The 21,801-nt window shown below is 30.3% G+C and carries 30 protein-coding genes; 21 read left to right on the top strand and 9 right to left on the bottom strand.

Annotation, left to right across the window (positions count from 1 at the left end):
• Positions 1–2 precede the first annotated feature (2 nt).
• Positions 3–992 (bottom strand): ferrochelatase, encoded by a 990-nt coding sequence (gene hemH / locus B8063_RS03275; protein ID WP_085069480.1) that lies wholly within the window; start codon positions 990–992, stop codon positions 3–5.
• Positions 992–1,993 (bottom strand): uroporphyrinogen decarboxylase, encoded by a 1,002-nt coding sequence (gene hemE, locus B8063_RS03270; protein WP_085069478.1) that lies wholly within the window; start codon positions 1,991–1,993, stop codon positions 992–994. Before hemE ends, hemH begins: the two co-directional genes overlap by 1 nt.
• A 286-nt stretch (positions 1,994–2,279) precedes the next feature.
• Here hemE and B8063_RS03265 point away from each other — a divergent pair, with 286 nt between their 5' ends.
• The 5 genes from B8063_RS03265 to dnaQ are packed head-to-tail and all read left to right on the top strand — an operon-like array spanning position 2,280 to position 5,703.
• Positions 2,280–3,098, top strand: a complete 819-nt coding sequence (locus tag B8063_RS03265) for a pyruvate, water dikinase regulatory protein (RefSeq protein ID WP_085069476.1) — start codon at positions 2,280–2,282, stop codon at positions 3,096–3,098.
• The gene (locus tag B8063_RS03260; protein ID WP_085069474.1) at positions 3,098–3,679 is read left to right on the top strand and encodes a Maf family protein; all 582 of its coding nucleotides are present in this window, start codon (positions 3,098–3,100) and stop codon (positions 3,677–3,679) included. Before B8063_RS03265 ends, B8063_RS03260 begins: the two co-directional genes overlap by 1 nt.
• Positions 3,676–4,470 carry a shikimate dehydrogenase gene (aroE, locus tag B8063_RS03255; protein WP_085069472.1) on the top strand — a complete coding sequence of 265 codons (795 nt, stop codon included), beginning with the start codon at positions 3,676–3,678 and terminating at the stop codon, positions 4,468–4,470. The genes B8063_RS03260 and aroE overlap by 4 nt, the downstream gene beginning before the upstream one ends.
• On the top strand, positions 4,463–5,038 hold the full coding sequence (coaE, locus tag B8063_RS03250; protein ID WP_085069470.1) for a dephospho-CoA kinase: 576 nt from the start codon (positions 4,463–4,465) through the stop codon (positions 5,036–5,038). The genes aroE and coaE overlap by 8 nt, the downstream gene beginning before the upstream one ends.
• The gene (gene dnaQ, locus B8063_RS03245) at positions 5,035–5,703 is read left to right on the top strand and encodes a DNA polymerase III subunit epsilon (protein WP_085069468.1); all 669 of its coding nucleotides are present in this window, start codon (positions 5,035–5,037) and stop codon (positions 5,701–5,703) included. Before coaE ends, dnaQ begins: the two co-directional genes overlap by 4 nt.
• On the opposite strand, the gene B8063_RS03240 is transcribed toward dnaQ, so the two are convergent.
• Together B8063_RS03240 and B8063_RS03235 are read right to left on the bottom strand one after the other, a co-directional pair.
• Positions 5,697–6,122, bottom strand: coding sequence for a protein-export chaperone SecB (locus B8063_RS03240; RefSeq protein ID WP_085069466.1), 426 nt, complete (start codon positions 6,120–6,122; stop codon positions 5,697–5,699). The two genes, dnaQ and B8063_RS03240, sit on opposite strands and share 7 nt — an antisense overlap.
• Positions 6,122–6,538 carry an FxsA family protein gene (locus B8063_RS03235; RefSeq protein ID WP_085069464.1) on the bottom strand — a complete coding sequence of 139 codons (417 nt, stop codon included), beginning with the start codon at positions 6,536–6,538 and terminating at the stop codon, positions 6,122–6,124. Before B8063_RS03235 ends, B8063_RS03240 begins: the two co-directional genes overlap by 1 nt.
• Before the next feature lie 58 nt (positions 6,539–6,596).
• Between B8063_RS03235 and B8063_RS03230 the strand changes: the two genes are divergently transcribed.
• Positions 6,597–7,184 carry a Tim44/TimA family putative adaptor protein gene (locus B8063_RS03230; RefSeq protein ID WP_085069462.1) on the top strand — a complete coding sequence of 196 codons (588 nt, stop codon included), beginning with the start codon at positions 6,597–6,599 and terminating at the stop codon, positions 7,182–7,184.
• The gene (locus B8063_RS03225) at positions 7,185–7,601 is read left to right on the top strand and encodes a Smr/MutS family protein (protein WP_085069460.1); all 417 of its coding nucleotides are present in this window, start codon (positions 7,185–7,187) and stop codon (positions 7,599–7,601) included.
• On the opposite strand, the gene hslU is transcribed toward B8063_RS03225, so the two are convergent.
• Both hslU and hslV read right to left on the bottom strand, forming a co-directional pair.
• Positions 7,596–8,963, bottom strand: coding sequence for an ATP-dependent protease ATPase subunit HslU (gene hslU, locus B8063_RS03220; RefSeq protein WP_085069446.1), 1,368 nt, complete (start codon positions 8,961–8,963; stop codon positions 7,596–7,598). The two genes, B8063_RS03225 and hslU, sit on opposite strands and share 6 nt — an antisense overlap.
• 1 nt (position 8,964) lies before the next feature.
• A complete protein-coding gene (gene hslV, locus B8063_RS03215; RefSeq protein ID WP_085069432.1) occupies positions 8,965–9,480 on the bottom strand; it encodes an ATP-dependent protease subunit HslV in 516 nt (171 codons plus the stop codon).
• 91 nt (positions 9,481–9,571) lie between these two features.
• Here hslV and hisB point away from each other — a divergent pair, with 91 nt between their 5' ends.
• The 8 genes from hisB (at position 9,572) to B8063_RS03175 (ending at position 14,260) form a co-directional block, all read left to right on the top strand.
• Positions 9,572–10,162 (top strand): imidazoleglycerol-phosphate dehydratase HisB, encoded by a 591-nt coding sequence (hisB, locus tag B8063_RS03210; RefSeq protein WP_085069430.1) that lies wholly within the window; start codon positions 9,572–9,574, stop codon positions 10,160–10,162.
• Positions 10,163–10,167: 5 nt separating this feature from the next.
• Complete coding sequence (gene hisH, locus B8063_RS03205) at positions 10,168–10,794, top strand: imidazole glycerol phosphate synthase subunit HisH (RefSeq protein WP_085069427.1); 627 nt, start codon at positions 10,168–10,170, stop codon at positions 10,792–10,794.
• Between the two features lie 11 nt (positions 10,795–10,805).
• Positions 10,806–11,648, top strand: coding sequence for a heparin lyase I family protein (locus B8063_RS03200; RefSeq protein WP_085069425.1), 843 nt, complete (start codon positions 10,806–10,808; stop codon positions 11,646–11,648).
• Complete coding sequence (gene hisA, locus B8063_RS03195) at positions 11,645–12,370, top strand: 1-(5-phosphoribosyl)-5-[(5-phosphoribosylamino)methylideneamino]imidazole-4-carboxamide isomerase (RefSeq protein WP_085069424.1); 726 nt, start codon at positions 11,645–11,647, stop codon at positions 12,368–12,370. The genes B8063_RS03200 and hisA overlap by 4 nt, the downstream gene beginning before the upstream one ends.
• Positions 12,363–13,115 carry an imidazole glycerol phosphate synthase subunit HisF gene (hisF, locus tag B8063_RS03190; RefSeq protein ID WP_085069422.1) on the top strand — a complete coding sequence of 251 codons (753 nt, stop codon included), beginning with the start codon at positions 12,363–12,365 and terminating at the stop codon, positions 13,113–13,115. Before hisA ends, hisF begins: the two co-directional genes overlap by 8 nt.
• Before the next feature lies 1 nt (position 13,116).
• Entirely contained in the window at positions 13,117–13,389 is a 273-nt protein-coding gene (hisE, locus tag B8063_RS03185) for a phosphoribosyl-ATP diphosphatase (RefSeq protein ID WP_085069420.1), read from the top strand.
• A 125-nt stretch (positions 13,390–13,514) separates the two neighbouring features.
• Entirely contained in the window at positions 13,515–14,009 is a 495-nt protein-coding gene (locus tag B8063_RS03180; RefSeq protein WP_085069418.1) for a hypothetical protein, read from the top strand.
• Positions 13,976–14,260 (top strand): hypothetical protein, encoded by a 285-nt coding sequence (locus B8063_RS03175; RefSeq protein ID WP_085069416.1) that lies wholly within the window; start codon positions 13,976–13,978, stop codon positions 14,258–14,260. Before B8063_RS03180 ends, B8063_RS03175 begins: the two co-directional genes overlap by 34 nt.
• 14 nt (positions 14,261–14,274) lie before the next feature.
• Here the strand turns inward: B8063_RS03175 and B8063_RS03170 are convergent, their stop codons facing one another.
• Positions 14,275–14,772: an outer membrane lipoprotein gene (locus B8063_RS03170; protein ID WP_085069414.1), complete on the bottom strand. Its 498-nt coding sequence runs from the start codon at positions 14,770–14,772 to the stop codon at positions 14,275–14,277.
• A gap of 35 nt (positions 14,773–14,807) precedes the next feature.
• On the opposite strand from B8063_RS03170, the gene B8063_RS03165 reads away from it, so the two are divergent.
• From B8063_RS03165 to B8063_RS03140, 6 genes are read left to right on the top strand one after another with little or no spacing between them, the layout of a single operon-like run.
• Positions 14,808–15,218 (top strand): cupin domain-containing protein, encoded by a 411-nt coding sequence (locus B8063_RS03165; protein ID WP_085069412.1) that lies wholly within the window; start codon positions 14,808–14,810, stop codon positions 15,216–15,218.
• 48 nt (positions 15,219–15,266) lie between these two features.
• Entirely contained in the window at positions 15,267–16,202 is a 936-nt protein-coding gene (locus B8063_RS03160; RefSeq protein WP_085069410.1) for an HpcH/HpaI aldolase/citrate lyase family protein, read from the top strand.
• 2 nt (positions 16,203–16,204) lie between these two features.
• Positions 16,205–17,365 (top strand): malate--CoA ligase subunit beta, encoded by a 1,161-nt coding sequence (locus tag B8063_RS03155; protein WP_085069408.1) that lies wholly within the window; start codon positions 16,205–16,207, stop codon positions 17,363–17,365.
• A complete protein-coding gene (sucD, locus tag B8063_RS03150) occupies positions 17,366–18,253 on the top strand; it encodes a succinate--CoA ligase subunit alpha (protein WP_085069406.1) in 888 nt (295 codons plus the stop codon).
• Positions 18,254–18,619 carry an HIT domain-containing protein gene (locus B8063_RS03145; RefSeq protein ID WP_085069404.1) on the top strand — a complete coding sequence of 122 codons (366 nt, stop codon included), beginning with the start codon at positions 18,254–18,256 and terminating at the stop codon, positions 18,617–18,619.
• The gene (locus B8063_RS03140; protein WP_085069402.1) at positions 18,616–19,128 is read left to right on the top strand and encodes a GNAT family N-acetyltransferase; all 513 of its coding nucleotides are present in this window, start codon (positions 18,616–18,618) and stop codon (positions 19,126–19,128) included. Before B8063_RS03145 ends, B8063_RS03140 begins: the two co-directional genes overlap by 4 nt.
• On the opposite strand, the gene B8063_RS03135 is transcribed toward B8063_RS03140, so the two are convergent.
• Positions 19,121–19,675 (bottom strand): LolA family protein, encoded by a 555-nt coding sequence (locus tag B8063_RS03135; RefSeq protein WP_085069400.1) that lies wholly within the window; start codon positions 19,673–19,675, stop codon positions 19,121–19,123. The genes B8063_RS03140 and B8063_RS03135 overlap by 8 nt on opposite strands.
• Positions 19,672–21,753 carry an FtsK/SpoIIIE family DNA translocase gene (locus tag B8063_RS03130; RefSeq protein WP_085069398.1) on the bottom strand — a complete coding sequence of 694 codons (2,082 nt, stop codon included), beginning with the start codon at positions 21,751–21,753 and terminating at the stop codon, positions 19,672–19,674. The genes B8063_RS03135 and B8063_RS03130 overlap by 4 nt, the downstream gene beginning before the upstream one ends.
• Positions 21,754–21,801 lie beyond the last annotated feature (48 nt).

The following is a 21,801-nucleotide window of genomic DNA, read 5'->3' as shown; positions in this document are numbered from 1 at the left end:
ATTTATAAATTTTTATTTATAAGATGTTTTAGAAGCTTAATATGATCTTCGTTATCATTCAAACAAGGTATCATATCAAAGTTTTTCCCCCCAGATTTTAAAAAACTCTCTTTACCTTGAATTGCGATTTCTTCTAAAGTCTCAACACAATCTGATGCAAAACCAGGACAAATTACTAAGATATTATTTATATTGTCGCTCGGTAATTCTTCTAAAGTTTTATCTGTATAAGGTTTTAACCATTGTTCGGGACCGAATCTTGATTGGAAAGTTGTTCTTATCTTAACATCTTTGAACTTTTCTGAGATTAGTCTTGTGGTTTTATGACAGTAACAATGATAAGGATCACCTTTGTCAAAATATTTTTGTGGAATTCCATGATAAGAAGCAATTATAAGGTCTGGTTTCCAATTAATTTCTGAAATTTTTTTATTTAATGAATTTACTAGTGCATCAATATAAAGTTCCTCTGACTCATAATGTGGAACAATCTTTAAACTTGGTTGCCATCTCATTTTCATAAGAGATCTATATACTTCATCACATACTGTTGCTGTTGTTGCTGCAGCATATTGTGGGTATAGAGGAATAATTAAAAGGTGCTCACAACCAGCTTCGTGAAGTTTATTTATCTTGCTTTTAATACTTGGGTTTCCATATCTCATTGCATAATCGATTATAACGTTTTTATTTTCAATCAATTTGTCAATTTTTTCTGCCTGTAGCTTTGTGTAGTATCTTAGAGGAGACATGTTTTCTTTTTCCATCCAAATTTCTTTATATGCTTTTGCAGTTTTTGAGGGCCTAAATGTTAAAATGAAAACATTCAGGATGAATTTCCATAATATAGGATTAACTTCTATAACTCTTCTATCGGAGAGAAATTCTTTAAGATACCTTCTTATATCAAACCAACTTGTGGATTCGGGAGTTCCAAGATTAATTAGTAAAACTCCAGTTTTTCCAAAATTAATTTTTGGGTGGTCTTCCATTAATTAAACGATCTCACAGTTTTTACTAATTTTTCAACCATCTCAATTTTTGTTTGAGGTTGAATTCCATGTCCTAAATTAAATATATAAGGATGATCTTTAAATATATTTAAATATTTTTTAGTCTCTTTTTCTAAAGTATCTTCATCTTGTAACAGAATTTTTGGATCGAGACCCCCCTGAATCGGAATATCAATATTTTTTACAATATCTTTTGGATCTATATCATAATCGATGTTAACAGCACTTGGTTTAACAATATCACAAAAGTTCTTGTAGTCTTTTATACCTCTAGGAAAACATATAACTGGAACACCAAGGCTTTTAGTATACTCTACAAGACTTAATGTTGGTATATAAATATACTCAGGTATATTGTTTTCAAGCAGTCCAGCCCAACTATCAAATATTTGTATAATCGTTGCACCTGCTTCAACTTGATTTTTAATATGAATTTTGAGGAATTTATCAATGATAGATAATAATCGATTAATTAAAAATTCATCTTTAAAAAAATCTTCTTTAAGTTTTTTTTTAGGAGAGATTTTGTTTATCATGTATACCAAAATTGTCCATGGAGCACCGACAAAACCTATTAAGTCTTTTTCATCTCTGTTAATCTTATTTGATGTTATATTAATTGCCTTATAAACAGAATTTAACTTAAAAGAAAAATCTACCTCATCAATATTTTTTAAGTCATCTAGATTTAAATTGCCTAACTTTGGACCAAAATTTTTTTCAAACTCGACTTTCTGGTTTAGACCATATGGTAACATTAAAATATCTGAGAAAATAATTGCAGCATCAAAATTAAATCTTTCTATAGGTTGTAAGGTTATTTCAGACGCTAAATTTTCACTAAGACATAATTTTATAAAATCTTGATTTTTGCTCCTTATCTCACGAAATTCTGGTAAATATCTTCCAGCTTGCCTCATTAACCATATAGGATTAAGATTGCTCTTTTTCTCAACTATACATTTTTGAATTGGAGTCATTTATAAATAGATCAATTAATATTTATTGTATTAGTATTATGATATGTGAATTACGTAAATTATCTAATTTGCACACTTTATATACGATTTATTAACATTTAATCGTATATTAAACGTCTATTTACCAATGTAAGTTAATAATTATTACCAATTAAAGAATTCTGGTTTTTAATTAATTAACATGTAAAAAAAAGTTTAATTTCTGTAATTATTTATAATAATAATTGAAAATATTTACTAATCACTAATAACTAAATTTTAGTGATATTTTATTGACATTTTATACATGAGAAACGAACATCAAATTTATCTGATCTCTGATTCAACTGGAGAGACACTAGATAGAATCTTCTTAGCACTAAAAGCACAGTTTACAAACTTTGAATATGAACTTAATAATTTTTCTTTCACCAGAACAGAGAGTCAAATTCAGCAGATTTTAGAAAAAGCAAAGAAAAGAGAGAACCCAATTATACTTTATACAATCGTTAATAGTAAACTTGCCAAGTATTTAGCGGATCAAGCTCAATCAAAACAAATTCCCTGTTTTGGTGTTTTAGGTGATTTAATACTAAGCTTTTCTAAAATATTAAATCAAAGAGCATCACACGAACCAAGCGGTCAGCACGTGCTTAATGAAGAATATTATCAAAGAATAGAAGCTATCCAATTTACAATGAACCACGATGATGGAAATCAAACTGATGATTTAGAGAAATCTGATATTATTTTGTTAGGGGTCAGTAGAACAAGCAAAACCCCAACCTCGATTTACTTGGCCAATAAAGGCTACAAAACTTCGAATATTCCATTAGTTAATGAAAAATCAATACCTTCAAGAATAACAAGCAAGAATTTTAAACCTTGTATTGTTGGTTTAACAACTGAAGCTGAAAGATTGTTTGATATAAGAAAGAATAGACTGAATAGCTTGAAGGAAAATGAAAGTACGGAGTACACAAATTTAGAAAAAATTAAAGAAGAGGTTGAAAACTCAAAAAAAATTTTCAGAAAAAACCAATGGCCAACAATAGATGTTACAAGAAAATCTGTTGAAGAAACTGCTGCTTCAATCATAAAAATTTATGAAATAAAGAATAGATAATGAAAATAGTATTGGCTTCGAAAAGCAAGGTTAGAAAAGATATATTAACTGAACACAATATAGATTGTGAAGTTATTCAATCAAACGTTGATGAAGATCCAATTAAAGATAGTTTAATCGCGGAAGGAGCGACACCTGAAATCATCTCTAGAAATCTAGCTGAGTTAAAAGCAAATAAAGTTAGTTCTAATGTGTATGACAAATTAGTATTAGGAGCTGATAGTGTAATAGATTTAAATGGTGAATTAATTTCAAAACCATCTTCAAGGGAAGAGGCGATGAATATACTAAAAAAGTTGAATGGTAAGTCACATTATCTAATAAGTTCTGTTTGTATTTCAAAAAATAATTCAATGATTTGGAATCATACTGATAAAGCAAAGCTTACTATGAAAAATTTTTCGGAAGTAGAGCTAAAAGATTATTTAAACAAAATCACAGATGAAGCATTATATGCTTATAATGTTTATCAAATAGAGGGAGAAGGGAAAAATTTATTTGAGAAAATTGAAGGTGATAAAAACACAATAATGGGTTTACCAATAACACAAATAAAAACATACATGGAAAATTACAAATGAAAAAATTTTTAGTAATTGGTGATCCGATAGAACATTCACTTTCCCCAAAATTACACAATTATTGGTTCAAACAAAATAATGTTGATGCAGTTTATGAAAAAAAAAAAGTTAATGAATTAGAACTAAAGGATATTGTATCTCGAGTTAGGAAAAATGAAATTTTTGGAGTAAATGTAACCGTTCCTTATAAATCAAAAATAATTAAATACTTAGACTTACTTAGTGATGATGCCAGCGCCACTCAATCTGTGAACACAATATTTAAAAAAGATAACAAAATTTTTGGATTTAACACAGATGTAGATGGTTTTGAGTTATCTTTGTTAAATTATATCGATAAAATAAGAAATAAAACTGTCTTAATTTTAGGAGCCGGAGGTGTTGCACCATCTATAATTTATGTTTTAAAAAAAATTAAAGCATCAAAAATTTTAATTACTAATAGAACAAAGATTAAATCAGAAAATTTAAAAACTAAATTCAGTGATATCGATGTAGTTGATTGGGGAGAGACACCAGCTGCCGATGTTGTAATAAATGTGACGAGCCTAGGTCTTAATCCTAACGATAAAATTGATTTAGATTATAAAAAAATTGGCAAGGATAAGTTTTTCTATGATGTAATATACAAACCATCAAAAACATTATTTTTAGATGAGGCAAAAAAAAGAGGCAATATAATTGAAAACGGCAAAATGATGTTTGCTTATCAAGCACAAAAAGCATTTGAATTGTGGAATAATTTAAAGCCAGAAATTAATGAACAGGTCTTAAATCTTTTAGATGATTAGAATAGCAATATTAGGAGATATAGGTGCTGGCAAAAGCTTTGTTTCCAAACAATTTAATTGTCCACTCTTTAATGCTGACAAAGAAGTTGCTGAAATTTATAAAAATGACAGATCTTGTTATCAAAAAATTAAAAAAGCATTGCCTAAATATATTATTTCAGATCATCTTGATAAAAAATTTTTACTGAAAGCTGTGCTGGATAGTAAAAATAATCTTAAAAAGATTTCAAAAATTGTTCATCCAATTGTTAGAAATAGGATGAATAAATTTTTAATTAAGAATAAAACTAAAAAATTAGTAGTACTAGACATTCCTTTATATTTAGAAAATAAACTAAATAAGAGGGGAGATGTTTTAATTTTTGTGGAAGCGAAAAGAAAAGATATTCAAAAAAGATTAGAGAAGAGGAAATATTTTAATAAAAAACTAAACAGAAATTTGAAAAGCTTACAGTTACCATTAACCAAAAAGAAAAAATTGTCTAATTTTGTTATTAAAAATACATTTAATGCAACCAAAATTAAAAATGATGTTAAACATATAAAAACTGAAATATTAAATATATGAAAGAAATAATTTTAGATACTGAAACAACTGGACTATCTGTTAAAGATGGTCACCGCATCGTAGAAATCGGTTGTATAGAACTTGATAACCTGGTTCCGACAAAAAATATATTTCATTGCTATTTAAATCCAGAGAGAAAAGTATCCGAAAAGGCATTTGAAGTTCATGGCTATTCCGATCAATTTTTATCTAATAAAAAAAAGTTTTTTGAAATAGCAGATGATTTTTTGAATTTTATTAAAGATAAAAAAATTATAATACATAATGCGGAATTTGATATTTCACATTTAAACAACGAACTATCTATTGCCGGTAAACCAGAAATTAATAAAGAACATACTGTAGATACACTAGACCTAGCTAGGAACAAATTCCCTGGCTCAAGTATAAGTTTGGATGCTCTGTGCAAGAGATTTAGAATAGATAATTCAAAAAGAGAAAAACACACTGCGTTAATTGATTGTGAACTACTTGCAAAAGTTTATATAAATCTACTAGATCAAAAAGAGCCTAAACTAAATTTTTCAAACTCTGTTGATATTAATTCTGTCGAAACTCAAAATAAAAATATTACTTATTCAAAAAAAATTGTTTATCCCACATCAGAAGAGCTTGAACAACACAGGGAATTTTTGAAGAGAGATTTAAAAAAAAATTTTTATTGATTTGATCTTTGCTCGTATAATTTGTTAAAATCAATTTCACCTGAAAAATTAGCCTCTGGAAATCCAGAGTGTCTGAGTATTTGAACAAAAGCTTCGCGTATTTTTGGAAAAACTTCTATTTGTAAATCACAAAGTATAAATTTTTTCATTTCATTTTTTTCTATTTTTGTATCTTCAATTTCAACAACTGTTGAATGGAGAAGTTCAAAGAGTGCTTTTTTTTTACTTTCTTCTACATCTGTGTATTTAAGCTTGGTAAAAACTTCTATCATTTTATTTTTTAGTGGTTTTGACGTTATATCTAAAGTGATTTTATATTTTGATATTCGTTCTCTTGCTAAAAGAAGGGTTTCCACATCTGGTATTTCAACAGATAAATCTTTTGTGTAAGTAACTATGATTTTATGTTTAATAGGCATTATTTTTCATCCATATCTTTATATTCACCTTCAATAAAATCTTTTTTTTCGTAGGTATTATTTTTTTTATTAAATTTTTTTGAAAAAGTATTAAAGATAAGTTTTCTTGTAATTGGAATAATTAAGAGTAGACCCAAAAAATCAGTGGCAAAACCCGGAATAATTAAGAGAATGGCAGCAAATGTTAGGGCGGCGCCTGACACAATTTCATAAATTGGAACTTCATTTTTAACTAATTGCGCCATCCCAGATTTTAAAGTGTTAAATCCCTCGTATCTTGCATAGGCAACCCCTATAATAGCTGTTAGCAAAATTAAACTAATTGTATTAAATGCTCCAATAGAGGATCCAATTTTAATAAATAAGTAAATCTCAATTAAAGGAATAGATAAAATAAGAATTAATACTGAGTTCATTTGTCTACAATGTAAATTGCCAGTTGAAATTAGGCAACATAGTAAATATTATTATCATATGAGTTATAGCTTTGAATATATCGATATTATCCTTCTTGCAATGATTGCAGGGTTTATATTTTTGAGATTAAGAGGAATTTTAGGAAAAAAATCAGGCTTTGAAGAAGATATTAACCAAAGCTTTCCTCATGAGACGCCAGTTGTTAAAACAGACGTAAAGTTAAACGCTGATACATTTGATGATAATGCAAAAAAAGAATTTTTAAAAGGTGCGCAAATTGCTTACGAAACGATTGTCACAAGTTTTTCCGAAGGAAAGTTAAAGGATATCAAATCATTGTTAGGTAAAGAAGTTTATGATCAATTTGATCAGGCAGTAAAAGACAGGAAATCTAAAAATTTATCTTCTAACACTACTTTTATAGGAATTAATTCTGCAGAAATTAAAAATCATGAACAAAATAAAAATATGTTAGAGGTAACCGTCGAGTTTGTAAGTGAAATCATTTCACATATTAAAGACAAAGAAAACAAAACAGTTTCAGGAGATCCGGAGAAAATAAAAAAAGTTCATGACATTTGGAAATTTTCTAAAGATAGTAGATCTGTAAATCCAAATTGGGTACTAATTGATACCCAAGCTTAATTGACAAACAAACTTTCAGATAAAGATAAAAAAGACTGGCAAAATTTTCTAGAAAGCTCAGAAAAGTTAGACAATAAAGATAAAGAAACTCTAGATCACCAGAATAGAATTGGAGAGAAAGTTATAGATCTTCATGGATTTACTCTTGAGGAGGCAAATCAAAAAGTTTCTGAATTTATCCAAGATTGTTATGATCAAAATGTAATAAAAATAAATATAATCACAGGCAAGGGACTTAGATCAAAAAATTTAGATGATCCATATCAATCTAAAGATTTAAGTATACTGAAGCACTCTGTACCTAACTACATTAAAGATAGCCCTCACCTAATGTCAAAAATTATCAAAATTGATCAGCAAGCTGTTGATAGTCCTTCAAAAGGAAATTTTGAGATTTACTTAAAAAAGAAGTTATAGAATAAACTTAGAAAGATCTGTATCTTTTACCAATTCTCCAATATTTTTCTTAATATATTCAGAGTCTACTGTTATTTTTTCACCAGCTCTATCTGTAGCTGTAAAACTAATTTCATCTAGAACTCTTTCGATAATGGTATGAAGACGTCTTGCACCAATATTTTCAACAGTTGTATTTACTTCGCTTGCAATATTAGCAATAGTATCAATACCGTCGTCTGTGAATTCAAGATCTACATTTTCAGTTTTTAAAAGTGCCTTATATTGTTTTATCAAACTGTTATCTGGTTCTTTCAAAATTCTTTTAAAATCATCACTGTTTAATGCATCAAGCTCAACTCTTATTGGAAGTCTTCCTTGAAGTTCCGGTAAAAGGTCAGATGGTTTTGCTAGTTGAAATGCTCCTGATGCAATAAATAAAATATGATCAGTTTTAATAGGACCATATTTCGTACTTACAGTTGTTCCCTCAATCAAAGGCAATAGATCTCTTTGAACCCCTTCTCTTGAAACATCTCCTCCAACACGATCAGTTCTAGCTGAAATTTTGTCAATCTCATCTAAAAATACAATACCATTATTTTCTGTTGAATTTTTTGCAGCTTTAATAATTTTATCTTGTTCAATTAATTTATCAGACTCCTCATTGATTAAAATTTCATGAGATTCTTTTACACTCATTTTCTTCTTCTTTGGTTTTTGGCCCATTGATTTTCCTAAAACATCAGAAATATTTATCATGCCAACATTAGCACCTGGCATTCCTGGTATTTCAAAAGATGGCATTTGATTACTTTCTGCAACAGCGATTTCAATCTCATTGTCATCTAAATCTCCATCTCTCAACCTTTTTCTAAAACTTTCTCTCGTAGCAACACTTGCTTTGTTGCCGACTAATGCGTCTAAAACCCTTTCCTCAGCTAACTTTTGTGCTTGGGCGTGGACTTCTTTTCTTTTTTTTACTTTTTCCATTGAGATAGCAATCTCTAACAAATCCCTTACAATTTGTTCTACGTCTCTTCCAACGTAACCTACTTCTGTAAATCTTGTCGCTTCAACTTTTACAAAGGGCGCTTCAGCAAGCTTTGATAGTCTTCTTGAAATTTCTGTTTTACCAACCCCTGTTGGACCAATCATAAGTATATTTTTGGGAAGAACTTCATCTTTCATATCTCCAGATAAAGCCTGTCTTCTCCATCTATTTCTTAATGCTATAGCTACTGCTCTTTTTGCTTTGTTCTGTCCAACAACAAATCTATCTAGCTCTGAAACAATTTCTCTTGGGGAAAGTGAATTTTCAATAGTTGAATTTTCTTTTGTAACCTTTTCTTTTGGAAATGTAGTAACGTTAGTTTTTTCCATTTTATATTTTCTCCATACTCAAATTGTCATTTGTAAAAACACATATTTCAGATGCAACTTTGATAGCTTTTTTTGCTATATCCTCAGCAGATTTATCACCATCCATTAATACTTTTGCAGCTGCTAAAGCATAATTTCCACCTGAACCAATTCCAATAACATCTCCTTCTGGTTCTAAAACATCTCCAGTACCAGAAATAATAAAACTTTTTTCTTTATCAGCTATAGCCATTAATGCTTCAAGTCTTCTTAAATATTTGTCAGTTCTCCAATCTTTAGCTAGTTCGACAGCAGCTCTTGTTAAATTACCTGCATGTTTTTCTAATTTAGACTCTAATCTTTCAAATAAAGTAAGTGCGTCAGCTGTTGATCCAGCAAATCCAGCGATCACATTTCTTTTCTCAATCTTTCTGACTTTGTTAGCAGTTTTCTTAATTACGGTATTCCCCATACTGACCTGTCCGTCACTCGCGACTACTACATCATTATTTTTTCTAACCAAAACTATTGTTGTCATGCAGTATAAATGGATACTAAATTTGATAGTTCAAGCCCAGGTTTAGTATTATTGCCATAATTGAATTATATATATATACCTCTTTTAAATTATGAAGCGTAAAGCAAAAATAAGCAGAAAAACAAAAGAAACCAACATTAATGTTGAACTTAACATAGATGGAAAAGGTAAATACAAAGTTGACACAGGCATAGGATTTTTAGATCACATGCTTGAACAACTATCAAAGCATTCTTCAATGGATATGAATATAAAAGCTAAAGGTGATACACACATTGATCTTCATCACACCACAGAGGACACAGGCATTGCAATTGGTGAATGTTTAAAAAAAGCATCTAAAAAGTTTGTTGGCATTAAAAGATATGCACACGCAATGATACCAATGGATGAAACGCTTACTCGAGTTGCAATCGATGTGTCTAATAGACCTTACTTAATTTGGAAAGTGAAATTAAAAGTGGAAAAGCTAGGTGAAATGGATACAGAGCTTTTCAAAGAGTGGTTTCAAGCTTTCTCACAATCAGCAGGAATTACTTTACATGTTGAAAATATTTACGGTGATAATAGTCACCACATAATAGAATCTTGTTTTAAAGGCTTAGCAAGATCTTTAAGAGCTGCATTGGAAATGGATCCAAGGAACAAAACTACTATTCCTTCTACTAAAGGCTCTTTATAAAATTAATGAATGTCACAATTGTTGACTATAACTCAGGCAATATAAGCTCAGTAATTAATTCTTTCACTGAGGTTGCAAAAGGTACAGTTAATCTAGAAGTAACTTCAGATTTAAATAAAATTAAATCAAGCGACAAAGTCGTGTTACCTGGACAAGGTTCATTTAAGAGCTGCATAGACGCTTTAAACAGCATAAATGGTCTAACAGATATTTTAAATGAGTTTGTGATAAATAAAAAAAAACCACTTTTTGGAATATGTGTGGGCTTGCAAATGTTTGCTGATGTTGGTTATGAAGAAACCGAGACAAAAGGATTGGGGTGGATACCTGGAAAAGTATCAAAAATCGATAACAAAAATGGAGAATATAAACTCCCGCATATTGGCTGGAACCAAATAAATATAGTTAAAGATAGCAAAATTTTTAAAGATGTGGAAAATAATTCACATATGTATTTTGTACATAGTTATGAGTTTATCCCTGAAGATAAAGACGTGATTTCAGCAACAACAGATTATTCCTCTAAAGTCGTTTGCTCTGTTGAAAAAGATAATATCCTCGGAACTCAATTTCATCCAGAAAAGAGTGATAAGATTGGGCTTAAAATAATTAAGAACTTTATAAATATATAAGAGATATTCGTATGAAAAAATTTTTAATCTTATTAATTTTCGTTTTTTTTAATAGCACAATAACATGGTCTGATAGTCATAAAACAAAATTTAAAGACATTAAGGGATTTAAAAAACAATTTATTTCTATGTCTGAAAAAAAAGCAAATAGAATTAAGGAGGTAAAAAAATCAGATGGCTTTCCAGTTTATGAGGGTGAAACTAGTATTCAGTTTACAGTAAATAGAGAAGATGCAGGATGTGGTAAAGGAAAAGCACAAACCACCCAAATTCAGTGTGATGGCAAAGGCAATAGAAGCAGACAAGAATTGCATTTGGGTCACATGAAATTAAAAAATAAAGAGTATATTTATGAGTATGCAGTTTATTTTGATGAAAGTTATGAGCCTCTTAAGAAAGGTGCTGTGGTTATTATTGGTCAAATGCATACAGACAACAAAGCCAAAGGTTGTCATAGTTGTTGTCATTTCTGGTTCCAGGATTTTAAATATAAAGGAGAACATAATTATAGCTGGGCTAGTAAGGCAGCATATTCATCTGAGCCAGTAATAATTGGAAAAATAGATGATCTTAAAGGAAAATGGACACACATTAAATTTCATGTCTTATGGAAGCTAGATGAAACAGGCAGATTTAAAATCTATAAAAATAATGAAGTAATTGCTGATCTTAAAAATATTAAAACATTAGCTGATACATGTACAGGTGGTTATATGAAAATGGGAATTTATAGACATAGAACCATAGGATATTGGAATTCTGATTGGGAAAGTTTGCAGGATCAAACAGTGTATCTGGACAGTATAGTCTTAAGAAAACCAAAAAAAGATGAAAAATTTAAAAAAAGTAAATGAAGATTTTTCCTGCAATAGACATCAAAGACAAAAAATGTGTAAGACTAATTAAAGGAGAATTTGAAAATAAAACTGAATACGGGATGTCTCCATTTGAACAAGCTTCAAAATATAAAGATTATGGATTTAAAAATTTACACATTGTAGATTTAGATGGAGCCTTAACAGGGGAGACTGTTAATTTGGATATCATTCAAGAAATAGTAAAGAAGTGTGATCTTAAAATTGAAATTGGTGGTGGAATTAGAAACTTTGAAAGCATCAAAAAATATACTGATGCTGGTGTTGAAAAGGTTATTTTAGGAAGCGCGGCTATTAAAGATAAAGACTTTTTAAAAGGTGCTTGTGAAAAGTTTCATAATAAAATTGCATTAGGTCTAGATGCAAAAGATGGATATTTGTCAGTTTCAGGATGGAAAGAAAACTCTAACCAGCTGACTTTGGATTATTTAAAAGAGGTGAATAACTTTGGAGTAAGTAGATTAATTTATACAGACATCAATAAAGATGGAATGAAGCAAAGTCCTAATTTCAAGGAGACTGAGGTAGTGGCTAATAATTCGAATTGTCCAGTAATAATATCCGGCGGGGTATCAAATATAGATGATATTAAAAAAGCAAAAGAATTAAATAACGAAAATATTGAAGGTATAATTGTTGGTAAAGCTATATATGATGGAGATATTAAGTTAGAAGAACTTGCGAAAGAAATAGATGCTTAAAAATAGAATTATCCCTTGTTTAGATGTTAAAAATGGAAGAGTTGTCAAAGGTATAAATTTTGTTGATCTAAAAGATGCTGGAGATCCAGTTGAACAAGCAAAAATTTATAGTGATGGTGGTGCTGATGAAATATGTTTTTTAGATATCACAGCATCAAACGAAAATAGAGATACTATTTACGATGTGGTTAAGGAAACCTCAAAAAAATGTTTTGTGCCTTTGACAGTTGGAGGAGGTGTGAGAAGTGTTGATGATATAAACAAACTTTTAAACTGTGGTGCAGACAAAGTTTCCATAAATACAGCCGCAGTCCAAAACCCAAGGGTTGTTGAAGAAAGCTCTAAAAAATTCGGTTCACAATGTATTGTGGTTGCAATAGATGCAAAAAAAAAAGGAGACACATGGGAAATATTTACCCATGGTGGTAGAAAAGAAACAGGAATTAATGCAATAGAATTTGCCCTTAAAATGGAAAAAAGTGGAGCAGGGGAATTACTTGTTACCTCAATGGATAAGGATGGCACTCAATCCGGATATGATATTGAATTAATGAAAACTATTTCTGAAAGTGTAAATATTCCTGTCATTGCATCTGGCGGTGTTGGAACCTTAGATCATTTGGTTGATGGAATAAAATCAGGTGCAAGCGCAGTTTTAGCAGCATCAATATTTCATTACGGCACATACTCAGTTAATGAGGCAAAGCAGTATTTGGCTTCAAAAGATATACCTGTTAGGATCTAATATGCTTACAGCTTTAGAAGATCTTGTTACTCTTGCAAGAGAAAGAAAAAAGAACCCAGTCGAAGGATCTTATACTAATAAACTCTTAGAAGATAAAACTTTATCAAAAGAAAAAGTTCTAGAAGAGATAGGTGAATTAATCGAATCTGTAGAAAAAAATACAAACAAAATTCATGAAGCTGCAGACGTTTTTTATCATTTAATCATTTATCTCGAAAAAAGTGGAATTATGATAGAAGAAGTAATGAATGAATTAAAGCAAAGAAAGAAATAATTGAAAAAAAAAAATTTTATAAATTCATAATAATTTTTACTCTAATTTTTTATCCTTTATCCAATGTATATGGGATCGTTAAAACTTTTAAAAACGGAAAAGGTCCATTGGTGCTTAGTGAGGATATGGCAAATTTATTAGAGTATTTTTTTAGCGGAGGTAGAATGGGTGTTTATGCAGAAAAACAATCAACAGCATGGTTCCCAGGAATTATAGTATTTGCAGAGGATGGATCGGATTTTTCTTATATGAGAAGACCAGCTCATGTAGATGCAAGCAATGTAGATACAAAAAATTATGTTGGTATGGTTCTTAAAGATTGTCAAAAAAAATCTGGAAAAGAATGCTACTTGTTTGCAAGTGGTTACAAAATTTTGTGGGATAACGGGAGCAACAAAAAAAGACGAAAGCTTAAGAGAAAAGAAATAAAAGCTGGAAAAACTCTTCAAATACTTCAAGAATTAGGATTTTACGATCCAGCATATTCTCAATCTTCAAGCAATCTCAGTGCTAGCAAACAAGAAAACTCTAAATCAACAAATGATCAAGATATTAAAAAAATATTTGTGTCGGGAGAGAGAGAGCAATGGCAATTCAATGGGAAGGTTATAAAGATTTAATAGTAGGGAATATTAATTTTAAAGTTTCTGAAAACGTTGGGGCTTTTAAACTAAGACTTCCAAAAAATGATGGAATTTGCAATGGCACCTATGCATTATCTGAAATTAAAGGTACTTGGTCAATAATGTGTGATAACAAAATGAGTGCATCCGGAACACTTCAATGGAATAGCGCAGACGACTCAGTTACAGGGTCAGGTAAAGATACAAATAATAAATCAGTGAAGTTCACTGCATCTGGAATAAACTAGTTTAATATAATTAACTAACCATCGTAAGGTAGAACTCTTATTGTTTTACCAAAAATTATTACAACCCTATCGTTATTACTTAATTTTGTTTCACTACCTTGAACGATGGCAACATCATCTTCACTATCATCAATGTTAATAATATATTGATGTCCATCATGGTTCCCCAACAAGGCTTCTGTTACATATCCAAGTGCAGCCCCACCTATTGTTGAATAAACAATTGCAATTTCCTCACATTTTGCACCTGCAATTAGTTCTTTTCCACAAACCTGAGTTCCTAACAGACCACCAATCATTGCGCCTGTAGTAGCACCAATTAAACTTCCTTCACCTTTAACTTTTACTGGTAAAGAGGAAACAATATTTCCATATTTAATTGATTTAATTCTTTGAGTATCTGATTTTTTAACATCAGAAGGGTTGGTCGTGTTACACGAAACAAAAAATAGAGATAAAAATAAAATAAATATATATTTCACATTTATTTGATTAGATTTAAAATTAGCCATAAATTAGGCATTAAATATTATTTGTGGGCTTGCATATGAGCATTGTAAAATCATTAATAGAATATCACAAAATGATACCTCATCCTGAAGGTGGACATTATGTTGAGGTATTTAAAAATAAAGATGTGAGTCATATTTATTTTTTATTGGAAGGCCATGAACATTCTCATTGGCATAGAATAACTAAGAATGAAACAGTACACTTTTATTCTGGAGATCCTTTAGAAATATATACTTCCAAAGATGGAGAAGAGTTTGAAACTAACCAAATTGGGTCAAATAACAATTTTATTTATAGTATTGAAAAAAATACTTGGTTTGCAATGAAACCCAAAGGCAAATACAGCTTAATCGGTTGCACAGTTGCTCCAGCTTTTGAGTTTGAAGATTTAGAACTTGCACCTAAAGATTGGAAGCCATCTAAATTTAATTTATCTTTGAAGTAGAATTAAGTATTCACATTAATTAAATCCAGATATACTTTTTTTATAAAAATGAGCCATAAATTTTATAAACCTGCAAGATCTAGACTTCAAAGAAGCGAACTAGCGGTTCCAGGATCGTCTCCAAAAATGTTTGAAAAAGCATTGAATTCTGAAGCCGATTATATCTTTTTAGATTTAGAAGATGCTGTTTCTCCAAATGATAAGATAACTGCAAGGGCAAATGTTGTTAAAGCTTTAAAAGAAATTAATTGGAGAGAAAAAGGAAAAACAATATCTGTTAGAATTAATAGTTTGGATACGCACTATATGTACAGTGACCTTGTAGAAATAGTTGAGCAAGCTGGAGAAAATGTTGACACAATATTGGTACCAAAAGCAGGGACTGCCAGTGATGTTTATATGGTTGATTGTATGCTTACACAAATTGAAACAAACAAAAAAATTAAAAACAAAATTGGAATTGAATGTTTAATTGAAACGGCACTTGGAATGTCAAACATAAAAGAAATTGCAACATCAAGCGAAAGACTTGAGGCTTTGCATTTTGGTGTAGCAGATTATGCTGCAAGTCTTAGAGCAAGAACAGTTGTTATAGGTGGATTAAATCCTGATTATCCTGGTGATCAATGGCATCATGGTTTATCAGAATTAGTAATGACTTGTAGAGCTTTTGGATTAAGGGCAATTGACGGCCCTTTTGGAGATTTTAATGATCCAGATGCTTATATAGCTGCAGCAAAAAGAGGAGCAGCTATAGGGATTGAAGGAAAGTGGGCAATACATCCTTCTCAAATAGAATTAGCAAATAAAGTATTTTCACCTCCAGAGACTGAAGTGAACAAGGCAAAAAGAATTTTAGAAGAACTTGAAAAAGCCGCCAATGAAGGCAAAGGTGCAGCCCAATTAGATGGCAGAATGATTGATGCAGCGTCTGCAAGAATGGCAGAGAATATTGTTAATATAGATAAATTAATAAATAAATAATTATGGACATACACGAATATCAAGCAAAGGAAATTCTATCTAGTTTTGGAGTAACTATTCCAAGAGGAGGCATTGTTTATAGTCCTGAAAATGCTGAAAATAAAGCTAGAGAGATTGGTGGATCTAAATGGGTTGTAAAAGCACAAATTCATTCTGGAGCAAGAGGAAAGGCAGGAGGAATAATAGTTTGTAATTCACCTTTAGAGGTTGCTCAGGCAACAGATAAATTATTAGGTAAAAAATTAGTTACAAATCAAACAGGACCTGAGGGAAAAATCGTAAATAGAATTTATATTGAAGAAGCAACTGATATTGAAAAGGAACTTTATCTAGGTTTAGTATTTGACAGAAGCTCTGAAAGCATAATGGTTGTAGCCTCAACAGAGGGAGGAATGAGCGTTGAGGAAATTGCCAAAGAAAAACCAGATACAATTATTAGATCTAAAATTGAAGTAGCAGTAGGAATTCAAAGTTTTCAAGCGAGAGAATTAGCATTTGGGCTAGGTATTGATCCAGAGTTAATAGCTAGAGCTTCAGACACGATAATAGGATGTGCTAAAGCATTTAGTGAGTTAGATGCTACAATGGTTGAAGTTAATCCATTAGTTATTTCAAAACAAAAACAAATATTAGCTTTAGATTGTAAAATGAGTTTTGATAACAATGCAATGTTTAGAAGAAATAAAGTTTCAGAACTTAGAGATAAATCACAAGAGGATGAAAAAGAAGTATATGCATCAGATAGGGGTTTGAATTATGTGAGTTTGGATGGAAACATAGGAAATATTATTAACGGAGCTGGACTTGCTATGGCATCAATGGACATGATTAAATTAGCTGGTGGAGAACCCGCTAACTTTTTAGATGTTGGTGGAGGAGCAACGCCAGAAAAAATTGTTAAAGCATTTAGGCTTATAACAATGGACAAAAAAGTAAAAGTAATTTTAGTAAATATTTTTGCAGGTATAAATAGGTGTGATTGGGTTGCAGAAGGCATTGTTCAAGCGCTAGAAAAAATTGAGGTAAAGGTTCCATTGGTTATTAGATTAGCTGGCACAAATGTTGAAAAAGGAAACAAAATTTTAAAAGACAGTAATATAAATTATATTGAGGCAAGCACTTTAGAGGAGGCTGCTAACAAGGCTGTTGCAGCATTAAAATAAATGTCAGTAATTATTCATAAAGATACAAAAATTATTATCCAAGGGTTTACTGGAAAAATGGGCACATTTCATGCTGAGGAAATGATTAAATATGGATCTAATATAGTTGGGGGAGTTACCCCTGGCAAAGGAGGCCAAAAGCATTTAGATAGACCAGTTTTTAATACTGTAAAAGACGCTGTTAAGCATACTGGTGCCACAGCATCAATATTATTTGTTCCCCCAGCATTTGCAGCAGATTCTGCAATGGAAGCAGCTGATGCAGGTATTAAAACTTGTGTAGCTATAGTTGATGGAATTCCATCACACGACATGATTAGAATTAAAAGATACATGAGAAGATATTCTAGAACAGAGAAAATGACTTTAGTTGGACCTAACTGTGCTGGAATTATTAGTCCAGGAAAATCGATGTTAGGAATAATGCCTGGGCACATTTACAAAGAAGGTAGAGTTGGAATTATAAGTAGATCAGGAACATTAGGCTATGAAGCTGCTCAGCAAATGAAAAATTTAGATATAGGAATATCAACAAGTGTTGGTATTGGTGGTGATCCGATCAACGGAAGTTCTTTTAGAGATATAATTGAAAAATTTGAAACTGACGATGAAACTGATGCTGTATTAATGATTGGAGAAATAGGAGGACCACAAGAAGTAGCAGCTGGAGAATTTGCAAAAGAAAATATGAAAAAACCAGTTATAGGTTATATTGCTGGATTAACAGCTCCAAAGGGAAGAGTTATGGGTCATGCTGGAGCGATAGTCTCAGCATATGGAGAAAGTGCAATCGAAAAAGTTGAAATTTTAAAAGAATGTGGAGTTACAATTTCCAAAAATCCGTCAGTTATGGGTGACACAGTAAAATCTGTTCTTGATAAAATGTAAATGCCTTACGATGATCAAAATATTTTTGCAAAAATTTTAAGAGGAGAAATTCCTTGCAAAAAAATTTATGAAGATGATTTCGTATTATCTTTTCATGATATAAATCCACAAAAGAAAGTTCATGCTTTAGTGATACCTAAAGGGAAATATATTAACCTGGACGATTTTAATAAAAATGCATCCAAGGATGAGATTGTTGGACTTATAAATGGAATATCTATTGTGGCTGAAAAATTAGGTATTTCATCAGAAAATGGCAATGGATATAGAACTTTAGCAAACATTAATGAAGATGGAGGACAAGAAGTTCCACATTTACATTTTCACTTATTTGGTGGTGAAAAAGTAGGTAAAATGGTTTCGTGATTACAAAAATTAGTCGAAATTATTTAGAGATAAAATCTATAGATGAATTAAATTATTCAAAAAGCCCAAACAATAAATGTGAACTACTTAAGATAAATCCACCAGATTTTCAAATAAATAAATTTTTTTATAAACAAATTGGGAGTGATCATAGATGGATTGACCGTCTAGTTTGGGATGATCAAAAATGGGTATCTTATGTAAGTAATCCAAATGTTAAAACTTATGTATTGAAAGAAAATGACAATTTGGTTGGATACTTTGAACAAATTATTAATCAGGAAAAAAATGATTGCGAAATAGCATATTTTGGAATTTTAAAAGAATTTTATGGAAAAAAATATGGAGCTCATCTCTTGTCTCTAGCAATTACAAAGTGTTTCGAAAAAAAAATTAATAAGGTATGGCTTCATACTTGCTCATTAGACCATGAAAACGCCCTTAAAAATTATTTATCTCGGGGAATGAAAATATTTAAGTCAGAAACAATAAATTTAGATATTAATTAGTATAATTTCTAATATCGAATATTTTTTGATCGACTTGAATATTTTTCTCAACAATCGAGAGTTTTGTTTCAACTTTATTTTGGTATATATCGATTGTTGACCAACCAACTAAATTAAGACTTTGATTATCAAAGTAAATAATTATATCTAAATTTTCGTAAGTTAATTCAAATTTGTAATTATCACCGACTGAAATCTCTTCCCCAAGTTCTCTAATTTGGCTGATAATAAATTCCTTATCCAAAATTAGATTAAGAGGAGTTTTGTCTAGAGAATATCTAAAATACTGATTATTTTTGTTTGAATTTATCAATAATGACTTACCATTAGAAACTAAAACTTTCTTGTAGAAGTCATCATATTCACAAAAAATTTTTTTTGGGTAATTAATTATGCAATTTCCTGTCTCAATTTTTTCATCAATTTTTTGTTTAAATTTAAATTTTAAATTATCTGTAGAAATTAAATTTGAAATTATTTGAGATTTTACAGACCCATGAGTAATGGTTGTAGATAAAAAAAAAAATATTAAGATTAATTTTTTCATTTAAGAACTTCTCTTTTCCCCACATGATTAGCTTTACTTACTTCACCATTTGATTCCATTTGGTCAATTATTCTTGCTGCACGGTTATATCCAATTTGTAGTTTCCTTTGTAAAAAAGACGTAGAAGCTTTTCTTTCACTTTTAATGATTTCAAGAGCAGTTTCGTATAATTCATCTAGATTTTCATCATCTTTGTTTGACGATTTTGTGTCTTTTTCATCAGCAAAATTTAAAATTTCATCAACGTAATCTGGCTCAGCTTGATTTCTTAAAAAATTGTTAATTTTTTCAATTTCATTCTCAGATACAAATGGTGCATGTATTCTAACAATTCTGTTCGCAGAAGACATGTAAAGCATATCACCTTTTCCAAGCAATTGTTCAGCACCTTGTTCGCCAAGTATGGTTCTACTATCTATTTTAGAGGTAACTTGAAAAGATATCCTTGTTGGAAAATTAGCTTTTATAGTTCCTGTAATCACATCAACACTAGGTCTTTGTGTTGCCATAATAATATGAATTCCAGCAGCTCGCGCCATTTGAGATAATTTTTGAATATAATTTTCGATTTCTTTACCAGCAACCAACATAAGGTCAGACATCTCATCAACAATTACAACAATATATGGCATCGATAATTTATGTTTATCATTGTACCCATCAATGTTTCTAACTCCTTCTCTGGTCATAAGTCTATATCTACTCTCCATTTCTTTAACGACCCACCCTAATACTGATGCAGCTCTTTTTGCTTCTGTGATAACAGGACATAATAAATGGGGGATGCCTTCGTAAGTTGATAGCTCAAGCATTTTTGGATCAATTAATATAAATTTGCACTTATCTGGAGAGTGTCGATAAAGCAGTGATAGTATTATTGTATTTATACAAACTGATTTCCCAGATCCTGTAGTACCTGCAATAAGTAAATGAGGCATAGCACTTAAATCACCTGTAATGGGCATGCCAGAAATACTTTTTCCAAGAGCAATAGGTAATTTTATATTTTTCTTTGAAAATTCAGTGCTAGATATGATTTCACTAAGATAAACGTTCTCTCTTGAAGATTTTGGTAATTCTATCCCAATGGAGCTACTACCCGGAATTGTTGCTATTCTAGCCGACTCGGAACTAGTATTTCTTGCAATATCCTCTGACAAATTAATTATTTTTGATACTTTGACTCCTGGCGCAGGTTCAAACTCGTTTAATGTAACAACTGGTCCGTTGCTTATTTTATTTATTTTACCCTCCACACCAAAATCTAACAATATTTTTTCAAGGGTTTCTTCATCAACTTTTATTTCAGATGAGTTCTCTCTTTCTTTTTTTGTTGGTTGTTTTAAAAAATCTAAAGTTGGAAGTTTAAATTTTAAAGTATTTGATTTTGGTTCTGATTTTTTATCAAAAGAGAAATTTTCTTGAATTGTTGTTGGTTCAATTTTTGGTTCGATATTTTCTTCAGTATCGAGGTATGTTTCTATAACTTCAGTTTTTTTTTGTTTTTTAAATAATAGAAATATTTTTTTTAAAACATTTAAAACATAATTTATTTTAAAATTCACGCTCTTTAAAAACAATAATAATATTAAAGTAATTAATATGTAATAAGAAAAATTTTCTGAGCTTTTAACTAAACTTAAGATATACGTTTCGTTGTATAAATTGCCTAAAAAACCATTATTTCCGTTTATGACCAGCCAATAAGAATCTTCTCTAAATGCTGAAAAAAATAAACTAGCTAATAAAATGTAAAGTATTATGAAAAAAGAATTTTCAATAATTGATAGAAAGCTTTTTGAAATTGCAACGCTTAAACCAGTAAAGAAAAAAGTAAAAGGAATTAGTAAAGAGACTAAGCCAAAACTTTGAAAGAACAGGTCAGATATAAAACTTCCTTTGGACCCCATCAAATTTTTAATCAATGTATTTTCTGGAAAAATAAAATTTGGATCTTCAGGGGAATAAGTTACTAACGATGCAAAGATAAAAATAGATGCTAATATTATTATGATCCCTACTAATTCAGCCAATCTATTTACACAAAAAGTCCCAATTTTGTTAATTAATTCTCTCATATTACACAAATCAGATTTGTCACTTTTACCATTATACTATTATTGTTA

Origin of the sequence: Candidatus Pelagibacter sp. RS40, from assembly GCF_002101295.1 — a bacterium.
Lineage (GTDB): Bacteria > Pseudomonadota > Alphaproteobacteria > Pelagibacterales > Pelagibacteraceae > Pelagibacter.
Note: the sequence above shows the minus strand (reverse complement) of the source record. Positions and strands in the feature narration are given on the sequence as shown.